Genomic DNA, 18236 nt, shown 5'->3' with positions numbered 1-18236 from the left:
AAGGTTAAGCTAATCAAACCTTATTTTTATTCCAGTTTATTAAGACTCATTAATGAAAAATTTAAGAGTCGTTGCGAAACCCTCTCCAGCAATTATTAAAGGCATTGTTAGGTTTTTGGACTATTTTATGGTTTTTGTTTATGTGGTTCGAATGAAAGGTAAAATAGATATAAGTAAGTAAATCTATGATTTGGTTTATCTCATTTTACCTGGAATGAAATGAACAAAAACTATTGAAGGAAAAAGCCACACAATGCTTCATTGAGAAGTGCAACTTTCAATAATATTTGCAAATATGAGGTGGTCTGATGAAAGATAGAATAAAAGTGGATTTAACTAAAGATACAGGAGAGATTAAATATGGAGGAATTGGCTTTTTATATGGTTTAGGTGATGATGGAATTCCTAGTGAGAATGTATTAGCTCCTTTAAACTTACAAGTTGCTGCTCAAAAACCACCAGGAGGATTACAACATCCTAATGGCGATGCTTTTGAAGTTGCTGAGATGTATAAGAAAGCTGGTGGAAAGCAGATTCAGATTTATCTACAAGATATTTATGCTGATTGGCCTTATGAAGATCAAGGCATTGATGATTACCTCACTAAAGTGGAGCAGATTGCTGAACAAGTGGCTAACCATTCTCACCGAGATCTATTTGTCTATGTTCCTTTTAATGAACCTGATGCTATCTGGTATAATATGGATGATAAAAAAGAAGAGTTCTTTAATGATTGGAAATTAGTTTACGAGAAGATTCGGGAAATTGATGCTACTGCTTTAATTGCTGGCTCGAATAATTCCTATTATAATGAAGAATTTTATGCTGATTTTATGGCTTTTGCTCAGGAAAATAATTGTTTGCCTGATATTATTACATGGCATGAATTAGATACTCATTTTTATGTCGATTGGTATAAGCACTATAATTCTTATCGAAATATTGAAGAGAGTTTAGGAATTTTCCCAAAGGAGATTGCTATTAATGAGTATGGAACTTTTATGGATTTATCAGTACCAGGCCAATTGATTCAGTGGTTGGCCCGTTTTGAAGATAGCAAGGTTGATGCTTGTCTGGCCTATTGGCATGATGCTGGAGCGCTTGATGATTTAGCAGTTGAGAATAATAAGGTTACTGGAGCATGGTGGCTATATAAGTGGTATAGTGATATGGCAGGCCATACTGTAGAAGTAACTCCTCCTCAGAAGAATGAAGCTGGCTTGCAAGGGATTGCCTCTTTAGACAATGATAAACAAGAAGCTCGTTTACTGCTAGGTGGAGCAGATGGAGATACTGATATAATTATTGAAGGTATTGATAATAAATCTTATTTTAATGATAGTGTTCATGTTAAGATTTTATCTACTGAATGGACAGGGCAAAAGGGAGCATCTAACGGGCCAAATCTTGAATTAGCAGGTAATTACAAAGTAGTTGATGGCAAATTGACAGTAAGAATACCTGATATGGATATATCAGCAGCCTATCAGATGATAATAACTGCTAATAGTGAAGGGGCTAATTATCAGAAACCATGGCAGGTTAGTTATCAGGCACAGGATGCTAAAGTAACTAATGCTAGTATTTATTCAGGTGGCTACTTTGATGGAACTAATCTCTATAATCCTAAACAGAATTATAATGCTCAAGGCCAACGGGTAGGAGATATTATTAGAGATGGTAGTCAAGTTGAATTTACTGTTGAAGTGCCTGATACAGGAGATTATTTAATGGAAATCTTCTATGGTAATGGCCATGGAGATATTGCTCAACAGTTATTAAAGGTTGATGATGGTAAGTGGGATATAACAAAGTATCCTCCAACTGTTGATTGGCAGTATGAAAGTAAAAAAGCTATTAATCTTCATCTTGAAGTAGGAGTTCATACTATTACTTTTGCTAAGTATAGCTCTACAGTAGGTAGGGCCAACTTATCAGTAGATCTTGATAAGATTGATCTAACTTATCTAGAATCAGATACCAATAATCAGTTTTCTAGAGTAGGTTATATAGAAAGTTATGCTTTTAATCAAGATCAAGGCTTTGTTATAAGTGTTAAAGAGAATGGTTACTATGTTTTAAAATCAAATTGTAATCAGCAAATTATCTTTTTGCAGGCTGGTATCAATCTTATTTCTTGTTGTAATGCTAGTGTTGATACTATTGAGTTGAAAAAAGGTGAAGGACCTATCTCTGCCTATGAAGCAGAGTCTAGTCTTAACACTCTAAAAGGAACAGCTACAATAAAAAAGAATAAGTATGCTTCAGGAGGAGAATATGTAGGAAAGATTGGACAGGGAGCAGAAAACAGTTTGACTTTTAATCAAGTTAATGTTTCTGAAGCTGGATCTTATAAGCTGGTTATCTATTATGCAAATGCTGAAAAATCAGGTGGTCATGATTACAATGTTGATATAGTAGATAGAGTTGCAGATATAAATGTAAATGGAAATAGGTCTAAAAGAATTTATTTCCGGAATACTTTTGCTTGGAACTATTATCAGACAACTGTTGTTGATGTTCAATTAAAGGCTGGAGATAATAGAATAACCTTTTTTAATGATACTGGATTTGCTCCTGATATTGATAAGATTGAGATATACTATAATCTCTTTAATTAAGAGGGGGTGTTAAAATGAAAAAAATTTATAAGCAATTAATTATGTTTTGGTTGTGGATAGTCTCTAATGTAATAGGTTTTGTTATTTTTATGATGGCAACAAATGTTGTTAATATTAGAATGCTTAAATCTGGGTATTTAGAGGGGGCTGGTGCAATACAATTTACTAAAGTTTATATTGGTATTCCAGTTTTTTTGCTATTAGCTATTGTTTGGTTAGGGAGTGCCCTCTTTACCTATCATTATTATGATAAAGGTGTTAAAAAAGATAGTTTAGTCCAAAATTTTTCTTTAGTTACAGCAGTAGAAATGTATTTATTTCCTTTAATTATTTTGATTTATCAACTTGCTTTTCCTTTAGAGATGATGCTTACAGATTGGGTAGTTGTTAGTGTAGGATTAGTAATTGGAAGTATAAGTTTATATTTTTATCGTTTAAATAATCAAGAGTAATTGTATTCATTAAAGGGGGATTAGATTGAATAATTTAAAGTTGAAATTCAAAAACTTAAATTTAAAATGGAAAATATCTTTAGTTATAATTAGTGTAATAGTAGCTATAATATCAACTGTTAGTTTTATGGTTAATATATATACTACAAATGCTATTTTAGAACGAGTTAATGATCAGATTAACACTATTAACCAGTATCAAAAAAGTAATATTATAAACTTTACAGAAAGGATAGAGAGTAAAATTACTTCTTTATTGGATGATGATATGATAACTGTTTTTATTAGTATGGCTGCTGGATTTGAAAATAAAGACTTATCTGCAGATGCAGAAATGACAACCCCTACTGGAGCACTTACTTTTAAGGGATTATTATTCAATGATTCTTTTATGTATAAAACTGGTAAGAAACTAAAGAATAAACTAGAATTGATTGAGGCTGCTAAGTTAGGCTATATTACAACTGCTGATGGAATAGTAATTGCTGATTCTAGAGTAACTAGTCTGGCCAATAGAGAAAAGATGAGAAAATACATTGGTAGAAAGTTAAAGGCTAGTAAATATAAGAACTTAAACTTTGGTAAACTAGCATATACAAAGGGCCAACCTTTATTATTATTAAGCACTCCTATCTATAGTGGCAGTTCAAAAGAGAAGATAAATGGTTATTGTGTTATAGGTATCTCTTTAAACTTATTTACTAATAATTTAAAGACATCTTTAGGTAGCTATGGTGCTGTTTCACTCATTAATAAGGAAGGAATTATTTTAAATCATCAAGATAAAGATTTATTGACTAAACAGGTAAATAACAAGTGGTATTTAAAGCAAATAGAAAGTAAAGTAGTATCTAAAAAAGAAACTGTTGCAGGTAATTATCAAATTATAAATAAAATTGAAGGAACAAATTTATATTTGGTGAGTAAGATTCCTGTAAATAAAATCAATTCTTCTTCTGGAAAGATTAGAAATATGCTTATTGTTATTTCATTATTAGGTATTCTAGTGGCTGTAGCTGTAACGGTTAGTTTTGTTAAGTATATAACTAATCCAATTATTAAAGCAAAGAATTTTGCTGAAGAAATTGCTGCTGGGAATTTGAATATCAAGGGTTTAGAAGTAAAATCTAATGATGAGATTGGTGGTTTAGTTAAAATTCTCAATCAAATGCGTAATAACTTAAAAGAGATGGTAACTAATTTATTAGAAGCAGTAGAAGATATTTCTGCCTATAGTGAAGAACTATCAGCATCAGCTGAAGAAAGTAATGCAGCGATAGAGAATACCAATCAGACCTTACAAGAGATGACAACTAGTATCAAACAAGTTTCTGCTAGTAGTCAAAGTGTAACAGAAGTATCTAAGGAGGCTGACCTAGAAGCCAAATTTGGTCATCAAAATATAGAAAAAACAATTAATAATATTGAAGAAATTAATCAAGAAGTATCTGAAACGGTAAAGGTTATTAATGAATTAAATGATGACTCAAAAGAAATTGGTCAAATAGTAGAATTAATTACTAATATTGCTGAGCAAACAAATCTTCTTGCTTTAAATGCAGCAATTGAATCAGCTAGAGCTGGAGAACATGGTCGTGGATTTGCAGTTGTTGCAGATGAAATTAGGAGTTTAGCAGAAGAAACTTCTCAGGCCACTAATAAGATAGCCAATATAGTTAAAGAAATTCAAAGTAAATCAGATATTGGGTTAACTGCTATTAAAGGTGTAAAAGTAAAAGCTGAAGAAGGAAAAGAAGTTGTGCAAGATACTGGAGAGGTATTTAAGAGGATAAGAGAAGCAATAAAGAATACTTCCTTACAAATTGAAGAGACAGCTGCTTTAACAAAACAATTGACTGGTAATAGTAACGATTTACTTAATACTTCTCAAAATATCAATGAAATGTCTAATGAGGTAGCTGCTTCTTCGCAAAGAATGACTGTAATGGCTAATAAATTACAAGAGTCAGTAGAAAAATTTAGTGTGTAGTAATAGTAATATATAATCATTTTTATAATTTCTGCAAGGAGGTGGTATAAAATTATCTAAAAAGTATAGGATTAACATTGACATTATTTATTATTGTTTATATAATTAAAATAGTTATAATTAGTCTAATCGCTTAGAAATAAAAATTTGTTTTTTTGTTTACTTTCTAAACGGTTAGAAAATAACTAGTAATGATTATAAGGGAATAAGATAAATAAGAAAGTTACCTTAATCTAATTAAAAAAAGGGAGTGAATTATAATGGCCGATAATAAAGCAAAAATGAATTTGGATAAGAATTTTAAGGTAGGAGAAGTTGATGATCGAATTTATGGTTCTTTTATAGAGCATTTAGGACGTGCAGTTTATACAGGTATTTATGAACCTGATCACCCAACGGCAGATGAAGATGGCTTTAGAGAAGATGTAATGGAGTTGATTAAAAAGTTAGATGTACCGATTGTTCGTTATCCTGGAGGTAACTTTGTTTCTGGCTATAATTGGGAAGATGGAGTTGGCCCACTAGAGGATAGACCAAATAGATTAGAATTAGCGTGGAGAACAATTGAAACCAATGAAGTGGGAACTAATGAATTTATGGATTGGGCCAACAAAGCAGATACTGATGTAATGATGGCTGTTAATTTAGGGACGAGAGGTATAGATGCAGCTCGTAATCTACTAGAGTATTGTAATCATCCAGGTGGAAGTTACTATAGTAACTTAAGAAAAGAGCATGGTTATGAAGAACCTCATAACATTAAAACTTGGTGTTTAGGTAACGAAATGGATGGTCCATGGCAGTTGGGTCATAAGACAGCTGATGAGTATGGACGTCTTGCTTGTGAAACTGCTAAAGTTATGAAGCAAGTTGATCCTGAGATTGAACTTGTAGCTTGTGGAAGTTCTTATAGAGAGATGCCAACTTTTGCAGAGTGGGAGGCAACTGTTTTAGATCACACTTATGAGCACATAGATTATATTTCTCTTCACCAGTATTTTGGTAATCGAGAGGAAGATCTTGAGAATTACTTAGCTCAGTCAGTAGGAATGGATGACTTTATTGAATCAGTAATTGCTACCTGTGATTATGTGAAAGCTAAAAAAGGAAGTGATAAAGAAATAAATTTATCATTTGATGAATGGAATGTTTGGTTCCATTCTAATGAAGCAGATAAAAAGCTTGAGCCTTGGCAGACTGCGCCGCCACAACTAGAAGATATTTATACTTTTGAAGATGCATTAGTAGTAGGTATGATGTTAATGAGCTTATTAAAGCATGCAGATAGAGTAAAGATGGCCTGCTTGGCTCAGCTTGTTAATGTAATTGCCCCTATTATGACTGAGGAAGGTGGAGATGTCTGGATGCAGACTATTTATTATCCATACCTTCACGCTTCTAAATACGGAAGAGGTACTGTATTAGATTCAGTTATTTCTTCTCCAACTTATGATAGTGAAGATTTTGATGAGGTACCTTTTTTAGATGCTGTTAGTGTAATGAATGAAGAAGATGATGAACTAACTATTTTTGCAGTAAATAGATCTCAAGAAGAGGATTTAGCTTTTGAATGTGACTTAAAAGGATTTGAAGATTATGATGTAGTAGAGCATATTGTATTAGAAAATGAAGATGTTAAAGCTCGTAATACAGCAGATAATCCTGATAATGTAACCCCTCATACCAATGGAAATGCAACAGTTAAAGATAATAAGGTTGTAGCTGATTTATCTAAACTTTCTTGGAATGTAGTTAGATTAAAAAATAATAAATAATTTAATAACAAGTAGTATAATCTGATATAAGAATCCATAATATCTAAAGAGTCTATTATAAGATTTTGAAGTTATTATGGATTCTTATTTAATTAAGAGGTGATTTTAAATGAAAAATTATGAATTTAAATATCCTAGTGCTCCTCCTAATTATCCTCTCTATGATTCATCTACAGTAAATGATGAAGAAGGTTGGATGATCAATAATGTACATGATCCGGCAATTGTTAAAGATGGAGACTGGTATTATACTTTTTCTACTGATAGGAAAGTCTGTAGTAGTGAGGAGAATCCACTTAAATTAGGACTTCAAATTAGGCGCTCTAAGAATTTAATAGACTGGGAATGGGTAGGTTACGCTTTAGATGGTATTCCTAAAGAAGCTAAAGATTGGACAGATGCTCAAAATCTGTGGGCTCCAGATGTAGTAAAATTTGGTGATGATTATTATCTTTATTATGCTGCTTCTCAATTTGGTACAAATCATTCCTTAATTGGTTTAGCTAAAAGTAAATCTATTACAGGACCTTGGACTACAGCAGGTGAGGTCTTTAAAACTAAATCTGATGATGACCCTAATGCTTCTGGTGATACCCCTAACGCTATTGATCCTAATCTATTCTTTTCTAAGACCGGTAAACCTTGGATGGTCTATGGTTCTTTTTTTGGTGGTATATATGTAACAAGGATCGATCGAAATACAGGAAAATTAATTAATTATAATAGAGGAAATTTAATAGCTAAAAGGAGTTCTAAAGTAGAAGGTGCTATCGAAGGCCCTTATATAGTATATAATGAAGAATTTGATAGGTATTATCTCTTTGTTTCCTATGATTCTTTGTTTACTGATTATAATATTAGAGTAGGAAGAGCAGATAAGATAACTGGTCCTTATCTAGACTATCAAGGTAATTGTATGACTGATACTGACTTCGAACCTCAATCTAGAGTAGGAACTAAGATTGTTGGTGGCTATTCTTTTGCTAATGATGAAGGTTGGCAAGCACCAGGACATAATTCAATCTTAAAAGATGAAGATGATTATTATATTGTTCATCATGCTCGAGGAGGAAAGAAACCAGAGTGGTCATATCTACATGTGAGAAAGATACTGTGGACTGATGATGGTTGGCCTGTAGCATCCCCTGAAAGATTTGCTGGAGAAGAATTACAAAAGGTTCCCCAACAAGAAGTAGTAGGAGATTGGGAAATAATTATTATGGATCCAGATAGAAATAAGCAATTACAAGCAGAGAATTTAAAATTTTTAGAGAATGGTAAAATAACTGGAGAAATTGGGAGTGGGTCTTGGCATCAGGTTGATGATTATAGCTTAAAATTTAATTTAGTAGTTAATAAGAGAGAAAAAAATAATTATCAAGTTAAAATGATTTCTGCTTGGGATTGGGAGAATTGGAATCCAACTCTTGTCTTTACTGGATTAAATCAAGATGGGGTAGCTATTTGGGGTAAGCGTAATAGTTAATATCAATAATAATTCAATTTTTTAGTGAAGAATGTAAGAGGATAATGAGGTTGCCTGATGCTAAATACCTTTAATTGGTGCTGGCAGTATAATTTTTGCTAAGAATTTAAGAGATAGGATTGTAGAAGAAAACGAATTCCAAACTAAAATTGATGTTGGTAATATTAATTAGCAGATAAGAAGGTGTAAAAAGTGGAAGTATTTAAAAAATTATGGAATTATGTTAGAGGGTATAGCTATTTGTTTTATAGTGGTATAATATTTATTATTTTAAATGTTGGAGCATCAATGGTACCAGGTTATTTAAACAGAAGAATCATTGATGATGTTATTACTAATGGTAAAACTCAACTATTAACAGGGTTACTAGTAGCTTATATAGGAGTTACTTTATTAAGATCTTTATGTATTATTATTCAAAGGTACTGTATTGAAGCGCTTTCGCAAAAGACACTTAGAGATTTAAAACAGTCAGTTTATGATCACTTACAAAAGTTATCTTTTAGTTTCTTTAATGAAAATAGAACTGGGGAGTTAATGTCTAGAATGACAGGTGATATGAATGCAATTAGACTTGTTATTGCTGAGGGTATGATTCAGTTAATCAGATGTGTTTTTTATGTCTTATTAGTAGGGATTGTTCTAATTAGAGAGAATGTACAATTAACTTTAATTTCCTTAGCAACAAGTCCTTTTATTGCCTTCTTTGCTTATCGTCTTTCAAGAAGAATCAAACCGGCTTTTAGTGAGGTTAGAGAGCAGTTTTCTGAATTAAACTCTACTGTGCAAGAAAATATATCAGGAATTAGAATAGTTAAGGCCTTTCACCAGCAGTATCATGAGATGGAAAAATTTGATGAAGAGAATCATGATTATTTTAAGAAAAATTATGGAGCAGCTAAAATTTGGGCCAAGTATTTCCCTATAATTGAATTTTTAGGTGGGGCCAGTACAGTCTTTTTATTGTATTTTGGTGGTAGATTAGTAATTCAAGGTGAGATAACAATAGGAGTTTGGATGCAATTTAACAGTTATTTATGGATGTTAATCATGCCTATGAGATTACTAGGACGTTTAGTAAATATGATAAGTAGAGCAATAGCTTCTGGAGAAAGAATATTTAATATTTTAGAAACAGAATCTGAAATTGAAAATGGAGAAAATCCAGTTACTGTTGATCAAGTTAAAGGTGAGATAGAATTTAAAGATGTTTCTTTAAGATATGATGATCAATATATTTTAAAGGATATTAATTTTCATGCTAAACCTGATGATACAGTAGCAATTATGGGAGCAACAGGAAGTGGTAAATCTTCTTTAATTAATTTAATTGCTCGCTATTATGATGTAACTGAGGGTGAAGTTTGTATAGATGATATAAATGTTAAGGATTTTGATTTAAAAAATTTAAGAGAACAAGTTAGTATAGTTATGCAGGATGTCTTTTTATTTTCTGAGACTATAAAGAATAATATTGCTTATGGTAGCCCTGATGCTTCATTAGATGAAATCAAGGAAGCAGCAAAGATTGCAGGAGCTAAAGAGTTTATTGAAGAGATAGATGAAGGTTATCAAGAAGTTGTAGGAGAAAGAGGGATGGGTCTTTCTGGTGGACAAAAACAGCGTGTATCATTAGCACGAGCTGTTTTAGAAGAATCCCCTATTTTAATACTGGATGATGCTACTTCGGCAGTGGACATGGAGACAGAACATAAAATTCAGGAAGCACTAGAAGAAATGGATGATAAAAGTACATTATTTATTATTGCTCACAGAATTTCATCAGTTAGAAATGCTGATCAAATTATTATCCTTAAAGATGGTAAGATTGCTGAGAGAGGAACTCATGAAGAACTCTTAAAATTAAAAGGTGAGTATTATAATATTTTTGAGAAACAATACAAGGAATTAATTGCTGATGGTGGATACTTTGAAGAGAAATTGGAGGTTTCATAATGGCTAGAAATAGATATTTTGAAGATGAGAAATTAGAGTCATTTAATCCTCATCATATTAGACGACTTCTGAAATATTTAAAGCCTTATAAGTTTAAAGTCTTGATCGCGGTTGTGTTAATGGCAGTAGCAGCTTTTTCTAATCTAATGGGGCCCTATCTTACTAAGGTAGCAATAGATAAGTATATAGGTACCGGTGATTTACAAGGATTGCTTTGGATCAGTTTAGTTTATATTACTTTATTGGTAATTAATGCTGTTTGTGTCAGGTATAGAGTAATACTGATGAGTAAGACTGGACATAAAGTTATTAAAAATATTAGAAAAGAGATATTTGAGCATATTCAAAATCTATCTTTCAATTATTTTGATTCTAAACCAGCAGGTAAAATCATTGTTCGAGTTATGAATAACGTAAATTCATTGCAGGGGATACTGGAGAATGGGTTAATCAATATAATAACTGATTTGTTTAAATTTGTAGCTATTCTAATTATAATGTTTAGTCTTCACTTTAGGCTTACAATGATAGCTTTAACTGTAATGCCATTATTAGTATTAGTTGTATTTTTAATGAAGAAAAGGATTAGAATTGGTTGGCGAAAGGTACAAAAGAAGAATTCTAACTTAAATGCTTATATCCATGAAAGTATTACTGGAATGGAAATTACACAAGCTTTTGTTAGAGAAGATAGAAATAGTAATATCGCAGAAGATTTGCTTGAGGATAGTCGTGAATCATGGATGCATGCAGTTATGTTATCCCATAGTGTATTTCCAATGGTTATTGTGATTAATACGATTAGTGTAATCCTGATGTATCTAGTAGGAATGAACTATCTAACCCAAGGTATAATTACAATTGGTACCTTAATTGCTTTATTGCAGTATGTTTGGAGATTATGGCAACCAATCATTAATTTAAGTAATTTTTATAATCAGCTTTTAATTGCTGGATCTGCAGCTGAGAGAATATTTGATGTATTGGATACAGATGCAGATATAGTAGATGCACCACAAGCTATTCCTCTTCCGCCAGTAAAAGGAGAAGTAGAATTTAAAGATGTTAACTTCAGTTATGAAGAAGATATAAGAATACTAAAAGATTTGAACTTTAAGGTTCAACCAGGGGAAACAATAGCCTTTGTTGGTGCAACAGGTGCTGGTAAAAGTACTATTATTAATTTGTTAACTCGTTTTTATGATATAGATACAGGAAGTATTTTAATAGATGGTATTGATATCCAGAGTGTAACCATTAAATCGCTAAGGGAACAGATTGGTATTATGATGCAAGATACTTTTATTTTCTCAGGGCCAATTATGGATAATATTAAATATGGTAATCTTGATGCTTCAGATGAAGAAGCAATTGAGGCAGCGAAAACGGTTTATGCTCATGACTTTATAACTGAATTAGAAGATGGTTATCAGACTGAAGTTAATGAACGAGGTTCAAGATTATCAGTGGGGCAACGACAGTTAATTTCTTTTGCACGAACTATTTTGTCAAACCCAGGTATTTTAATTCTAGATGAAGCAACATCAAGTATTGATACTCAGACAGAGATACTTGTCCAAAAGGCTACTGAAGCTGTTTTAGAAGGTAGAACCTCTTTTGTTATTGCTCATAGGTTATCAACAATTAGAAATGCAGATAGGATTATGGTTATTGATAATGGTGAGATTATTGAAACTGGAAGTCATGATCAACTAATGGATAGTCAAGGGGCATATTATGAGTTATATAAGGCTCAGTATAGTCGAGTTATTTAAAAGGTTATGATTATGTTATATAAACAGAAAGGAAGGAGTTTTTAATATGACACTTAAATCTATTTCAGTTAAAGATGTTGATATCAATGGTGGATTATTAGGAGAAAAGAATGAATTAGTGCGAGAAAAAGTAATTCCTTATCAATGGCAGGCTTTAAATGATGAACTACCTAATACAGAACCAAGTCATGCAATTGAAAATTTTAAGATTGCGGCAGGTGAGGCAGAAGGAGAATTTAAAGGTATGGTCTTTCAGGATAGTGATGTAGCTAAGTGGTTAGAGGCTGTTGCTTATCAGCTAGCTACTAATCCTGACTCTGAACTAGAGAAAACTGCTGATGAGGTAATTGATTTAATTGCTAAAGCTCAGCAACCAGATGGTTATTTAAATACTTATTACATTATTGAAGCACCAGACAAGAGATGGCAGGATTTAGAAGAATGTCATGAGTTATATTGTGCTGGTCATATGATAGAGGCTGCAGTAGCTTACTATCAGGCGACAGGAAAGAAAAAACTATTAGATGTAGTTTGTCGTTTTGCCGATCATATAGATCAGACATTTGGCCCTCAAGAGGATAAATTACAAGGTTATCCGGGTCATCAAGAGATTGAGTTGGCTTTAGTTAAGCTTTATCGAGTTACTGATGAGGAAAGATATCTTAACCTAGCTAAGTTCTTTATAGATGAACGGGGAAAAGAACCTCATTACTTTGATCTTGAATGGGAAGAAAGAGGAAAAACTACTTATTGGCCTGATTTTAGAAGTTTGACAGAAGATAAAACTTATCATCAGTCAGATCGGCCAGTCAGAGAACAGGAAGTAGCTAAAGGTCATGCCGTACGGGCAGTTTATATGTATAGTGGGATGGCTGATATAGCAGCTGAAACTGGCGACCAATCACTAGTTGAGGCTTGTGAAAGGTTATGGGCCAACACTACTCAAAAACAGATGTATATTACTGGCGGAATAGGTTCAAGTGGTTATGGTGAAGCTTTTAGCTTTGATTATGACTTACCTAATGATACAGCTTATGCCGAGACTTGTGCAGCTATTGGTCTTATGTTTTGGGCCCATAGAATGTTACATCTTGATTTAGATAGTCAATATGCAGATGTAATGGAAAGAGCTTTGTATAATGGAGTTTTAAGTGGCATGTCTCAGGATGGAGAAAAGTTTTTCTATGTTAATCCACTAGAAGTTTGGCCCGAAGCTTGTGAGGAGCGAAAGGATAAAGAACATGTTAAGCCTACTCGACAAAAGTGGTTTGGCTGTGCTTGTTGTCCACCTAATATAGCCCGGTTACTGGCTTCAATTGGAGAGTACATCTACTCTACAGATGAGCAAGCTGCCTATATTCATTTATATACTGCTAGTGTAACAGAATTTGAAATTGATGGTACTAGTGTAGAACTAGATCAAGAGACTGATTATCCATGGGATGAAAATATAACTATTACAGTTAATCCGAGAGAAGAGGTTGAGTTTACATTGGCCCTTAGAATTCCTGACTGGTGTGAAAGTGCAGAACTTAAAGTTAATGGAAGGACTTTAGAACTTGATTCAATTATAGATAATGGTTATGTAGAAGTTAATAGATCGTGGAGTAAAGGAGACCAAATTGAATTAGTCCTGGCAATGCCTGTAAAAAGAGTTTATTCTAATCCTAAGCTTCGTGAGAATGTTGGTAAAGTAGCTCTACAACGAGGGCCAATAATCTACTGTCTTGAAGAAGCGGATAATGGTAATAATCTACCTGCTATTTCTTTGCCTCAGGATAAAGAGTTAACAGTAGAATATAAAGACGATCTATTAGATGGAGTAACAGTTATTAAAGGACAAGGTTATAAGATTGCTAATAGTGAAGATAAACTTTATAGTACAACTGACTATCAGAAAGAACCAATTAAAATTAAAGCAGTGCCTTATTTTGCTTGGGATAATAGAGAGTTAGGAGAGATGTTAGTGTGGCTTCGAGAAGGAAACTAAGTTGGTAATTAAGGAGGAAAAAAATGGAGTGGAAGAAATTCAAACCGTTATTTCGCTTTATCAAACCATATTGGGTAGTTTTGTTATTAGCTATCTTTTGTTTGATTTTGTTTACAGCTATGAATTTAGCTGCTCCGTGGTTGATTAGAAACCTGATAAATACCATAATTAAAGGAGCTGGGGCAGGAATTGATTTTGGAAAGATAAATACTTTGGCTATCTCTATAGTAGTCATATATTTGTTTCGGGCGTTGGCCCAGTTTGGTCGTAATTATGTAGCTCATTATGCTGCTTGGGAGATATTAGAAGATATTCGTCAGTATCTTTATGATCATTTACAAGAATTATCTCTTAAATTCTTTCAAGATAAACAGACAGGAGAGTTAATGTCTCGGGTAGTAAATGATACTCGTAATTTTGAAAGATTGATTGCGCATGCGATACCAACTATCATTAGTAATGTAGGTATTTTGGTGGGAATTTCAGCTATATTATTCTCTATGAATGTAAAATTGACTCTGTTAACTTTAATTCCAATACCTTTTTTAATCTGGGCTGTCTTAAAGTTTAGTATGGTTTCTCGCCCTTTATTTAAGAAGGCACAAGAGGAGGTAGCTGATGTAAATGCTATCCTGCAAGATAATATTTCAGGAATCAAAGAAATAAAAGCTTTTACTCAAGAGGATTACGAAAGTAAACAGGCAGGGAAGCGAATTACTGCTTATACTAAAGCTATTTTAAAAGCACTTAAGGTAAGTGCTATCTATCAACCAGGTATTCAGTTTATATCTGGGATGGGAACTGTAATTGTTATCTTCTTTGGGGGGAGGTTAGCCCTAGCTGGAGAACTTTCTATGGCTGACCTAGTTGCTTTCTTACTTTATTTACGGATGTTTTATCAGCCTATTACTCAGTTAGGAAGAATAAATGAAGGATTACAGCAAGCTCTTGCTAGCGCAGAAAGAGTGATTGAAGTTCTAAATGTTGAACCTCAGATTACTAATCATCCAGATGCAACTGCTGTGAATAATATTAACGGAGAGATTGTTTTTGACAAGGTTAACTTTCGCTATGAAGAAGACGAGCCTGTCTTAGAAGATATTTCTTTTGAGGTTGAATCTGGGAAAAAGGTAGCCTTAGTTGGCCCGACTGGAGTTGGTAAGACTACAATTATTCGTTTGATCCCTCGTTTTTATGAACCTCAATCAGGGAAAATATTAATTGATGACAAGGATATTCAAGATATAACACTTCATAATTTAAGAGAAAATATTAGTATGGTTTTGCAGGATGTATTTTTATTTAATGGGACTATCAAAGAGAATATTATATATGGTAGCCCTTATGCTTCTGATAAAGAGGTAATAGAAGCCGCTAAAACAGCTAATGCTCACGAATTTATACAAGAACTTTCGAATGACTATGAAACTAAAGTTGGAGAAAGAGGAGTTAAATTATCCGGAGGACAAAAACAGCGTATTTCTATAGCGCGAGCTGTACTTAAGGATGCTCCTATTCTTATATTAGATGAAGCTACTTCAGCAGTTGATGTTGAAACAGAAAATTTAATTCAGGATGCTTTAGATAAGTTGATGGAAGATCGTACTACCATAGTAGTTGCTCATCGTCTTTCTACTATTCAAGATTCAGACAAGATTTTAGTTTTAGAAAGAGGTTCTATTGTAGAAAGAGGGACTCATGAAGAATTGATTGATGCTGGGGGAGTATACTCTAAATTATGTAAAACGCAGACAACAGCTGATCTTTTGGCAATTTAAGTAAAAAAATATTTAGATTATTAAGCAGGAATTTAGTAAACTATGCATAAGAATATTGTATAGCGGATAATAATTAAATATTAAATAATTAGGTGCCTTTAACTACGGTTAAGGGAGAATAGGGAATCAGGTGTAAATCCTGAACGGGCCCGCCACTGTAACTAGCAGATTGAGCTTAAGATACCACTCAGCTTTTGGGGAAGGTAAAGCTTAATGTAAGCTAGAAGTCAGGAGACCTGCCTAGTTAGCTAGCAACTACTATTACTTCGGTAGCAAGGAGGTAGTCTAGATCTTAAGGCGGTCTATGTCTACTTATATTTACCTCAATCTTGTTATCAAGGTTGAGGAATTTTTAATTTAGGGGGATATTTATGAAATTAAAGAAGAATCTAGTTTATTTATTAGTATTAATTAGCTTATTAGTTGGAGGAAGTATTGTTCAAGCAACAGATTATCCTATAACAGTTACGGATGATTTAAAAGAAAAGGTCACTATTGATGAACAACCTAAGCGGATTATTTCTTTAGCTCCTAGTAATACTGAGATTTTATTTGCTTTAGGGTTAGAGGATAAAGTAGTAGGGGTAACAAAACATGCTGACTATCCTCAAGCAGCAACTAAGAAGAAACAGGTTAGTAGTAAGAATCTAGAAACGATAATTCAATTAAAACCTGATTTAGTTTTGGCAGCAGGAATTACATCTAAAGAAATGGTGAAGAGATTAAGACAATTAGGGATTAAAGTTATTGGTCTAAACCCTAAAACTATAAAAGAAATTATAGCTAGTATTTCTTTAGTGGGTAAAATAACGGGCCAACAAAAAAAAGCTCGTAAGTTAACAACTAGAATGCAAGATAAAATAAATAAGATTACTGAAACTATCAAGGAGCATGTCAGTCAAAAGCAGCGCCCAGAAGTTTTTTATGAGGTCTGGAAGCAACCATTATATACAGCAGGCCCTAATACGTTTATTGATAATCTAATTTCTTTAGCTGGTGGAGTAAATATTGCCCATGATGCTCAAAGTGCTTGGCCCCAGTATAGTTTTGAAGTTTTATTAGCTAAAAATCCTGATGTTTACTTAGCTTCTAAACATAGTTGGAAGGGTACAGTAACTAAAAGAACTATTATGAATAGAGATGAATTTGCTTCAATTAAGGCCATCAGAGAAGGTAGGGTTCATATTTTGAATCCTGATATTGTTAATCGGCCTGGGCCAAGAATTGTTATTGCTTTAGAAAAAATAGCTAAAGTTCTTCATCCTAAGTTATTTTCAGTGACAAGTGATGAGTAACGATTGAACTTTTGTTAATAAATTAAAGAATTAAAAAGAAGAGTTGATACTATATGAAGACTAAAAAAACAAAATGGCGAGGCATTATTGTAGGATTAATTATATTCTTGATTTTAACAGTTATAGTAGCGACTAGCTTAGGAGCAGTAAAGATCCCTTTTTTAAAAGTAATACAGATTTTATTTAAATTAGGGGAAAAGCTGGGGGTCAGTCAGACTATTATTTGGAAGATTAGATTACCTAGGGTATTATTAGCTGGTTTAGTAGGATTAGCTTTAGCAACTTCAGGCACAGTTTTTCAGGCTTTACTAAAGAATCCGATGGCTGACCCTTATGTAATCGGGATTTCTTCGGGAGCATCTTTAGGAGCAACTTTAGGGATGTTGTGGGATTTTCAATTTAGTCTATTAGGCTTAAATAGTATTCCTATATTTGCTTTTAGTGGCGCCTTAGTAACTACTTTTATTGTTTATAATCTAGCTAAAGTGGGGCACAAGATTTCAGTAAGCACTTTATTGCTGGCAGGAGTAGCAGTTGGTTCATTTCTGTCGGCTATTGTTTCTTTATTGATGGTCTTTAACAATCAAAGTATGCAACGAATTGTATTTTGGATGATGGGTAGTTTAGCTGTAGCTGATTGGGCTAAGGTAGAAATGATCTGGATTTATATTATAATTGGTTATTTTTCAATTCATGTTTTTGCTAGAGATTTGAATATTATGTTATTAGGGGCAGAAGCAGCCCAGGGCTTAGGGGTTGAAGCAGAACAAATAAAGAAGATTTTATTAATAGTTGGTTCCTTATTGGCTGGGGTAGCAGTAGCAGGAAGTGGAGTAATTGGTTTTGTAGGCTTAATCATTCCCCATTTAGTGAGATTATTAGTTGGCCCAGATCATAGAATTTTAATTCCTAGCTCAGCTTTGGTAGGTGCAATCTTTTTAATTTTAACTGATACATTGGCCCGGACAGTAATTGCTCCAACTGAAATTCCTGTAGGGATTATAACCTCTTTATTTGGAGGCCCTTTCTTTCTTTATTTGTTAAGTAAGAAAAAGACTACAGGATTTTAACTACAAATTGATAATTAAAATCTAAAACCAAATTCACTATAGGAGGAG

At 33.0% G+C, this 18236-nt stretch carries 11 protein-coding genes and 1 riboswitch; all 11 genes read left to right on the top strand.

The window, feature by feature from the left end; all coding sequences use genetic code 11:
• The first annotated feature begins 308 nt into the window (after positions 1–308).
• Positions 309–2621 (top strand): CBM35 domain-containing protein, encoded by a 2313-nt coding sequence (locus HALHA_RS08435; RefSeq protein WP_015327374.1) that lies wholly within the window; start codon positions 309–311, stop codon positions 2619–2621.
• A gap of 14 nt (positions 2622–2635) precedes the next feature.
• On the top strand, positions 2636–3073 hold the full coding sequence (locus HALHA_RS08430) for a hypothetical protein (RefSeq protein WP_015327373.1): 438 nt from the start codon (positions 2636–2638) through the stop codon (positions 3071–3073).
• A 25-nt stretch (positions 3074–3098) separates the two neighbouring features.
• Positions 3099–5063 (top strand): methyl-accepting chemotaxis protein, encoded by a 1965-nt coding sequence (locus HALHA_RS13050; protein WP_015327372.1) that lies wholly within the window; start codon positions 3099–3101, stop codon positions 5061–5063.
• Positions 5064–5323: 260 nt separating this feature from the next.
• Positions 5324–6838 (top strand): arabinosylfuranosidase ArfA, encoded by a 1515-nt coding sequence (gene arfA, locus HALHA_RS08420; protein ID WP_015327371.1) that lies wholly within the window; start codon positions 5324–5326, stop codon positions 6836–6838.
• A 109-nt stretch (positions 6839–6947) separates the two neighbouring features.
• Positions 6948–8324: an arabinan endo-1,5-alpha-L-arabinosidase gene (locus HALHA_RS08415; RefSeq protein WP_015327370.1), complete on the top strand. Its 1377-nt coding sequence runs from the start codon at positions 6948–6950 to the stop codon at positions 8322–8324.
• Between the two features lie 192 nt (positions 8325–8516).
• A complete protein-coding gene (locus HALHA_RS08410; protein WP_015327369.1) occupies positions 8517–10280 on the top strand; it encodes an ABC transporter ATP-binding protein in 1764 nt (587 codons plus the stop codon).
• Entirely contained in the window at positions 10280–12055 is a 1776-nt protein-coding gene (locus tag HALHA_RS08405) for an ABC transporter ATP-binding protein (protein WP_015327368.1), read from the top strand. The genes HALHA_RS08410 and HALHA_RS08405 overlap by 1 nt, the downstream gene beginning before the upstream one ends.
• A 46-nt stretch (positions 12056–12101) precedes the next feature.
• Complete coding sequence (locus HALHA_RS08400; RefSeq protein ID WP_015327367.1) at positions 12102–14045, top strand: glycoside hydrolase family 127 protein; 1944 nt, start codon at positions 12102–12104, stop codon at positions 14043–14045.
• Between the two features lie 23 nt (positions 14046–14068).
• Entirely contained in the window at positions 14069–15823 is a 1755-nt protein-coding gene (locus tag HALHA_RS08395; RefSeq protein ID WP_015327366.1) for an ABC transporter ATP-binding protein, read from the top strand.
• Positions 15824–15896: 73 nt separating this feature from the next.
• Positions 15897–16081: riboswitch (cobalamin riboswitch) on the top strand.
• A 113-nt stretch (positions 16082–16194) separates the two neighbouring features.
• Positions 16195–17118, top strand: a complete 924-nt coding sequence (locus HALHA_RS08390; RefSeq protein ID WP_015327365.1) for an ABC transporter substrate-binding protein — start codon at positions 16195–16197, stop codon at positions 17116–17118.
• 53 nt (positions 17119–17171) lie between these two features.
• Entirely contained in the window at positions 17172–18188 is a 1017-nt protein-coding gene (locus tag HALHA_RS08385) for a FecCD family ABC transporter permease (RefSeq protein ID WP_015327364.1), read from the top strand.
• The last annotated feature ends 48 nt before the right edge of the window (positions 18189–18236 follow it).

It is taken from the genome of Halobacteroides halobius DSM 5150 (genome assembly GCF_000328625.1).
In the GTDB taxonomy this organism is placed as follows: Bacteria; Bacillota; Halanaerobiia; order Halobacteroidales; family Halobacteroidaceae; genus Halobacteroides; species Halobacteroides halobius.
Note: the sequence above shows the minus strand (reverse complement) of the source record. Positions and strands in the feature narration are given on the sequence as shown.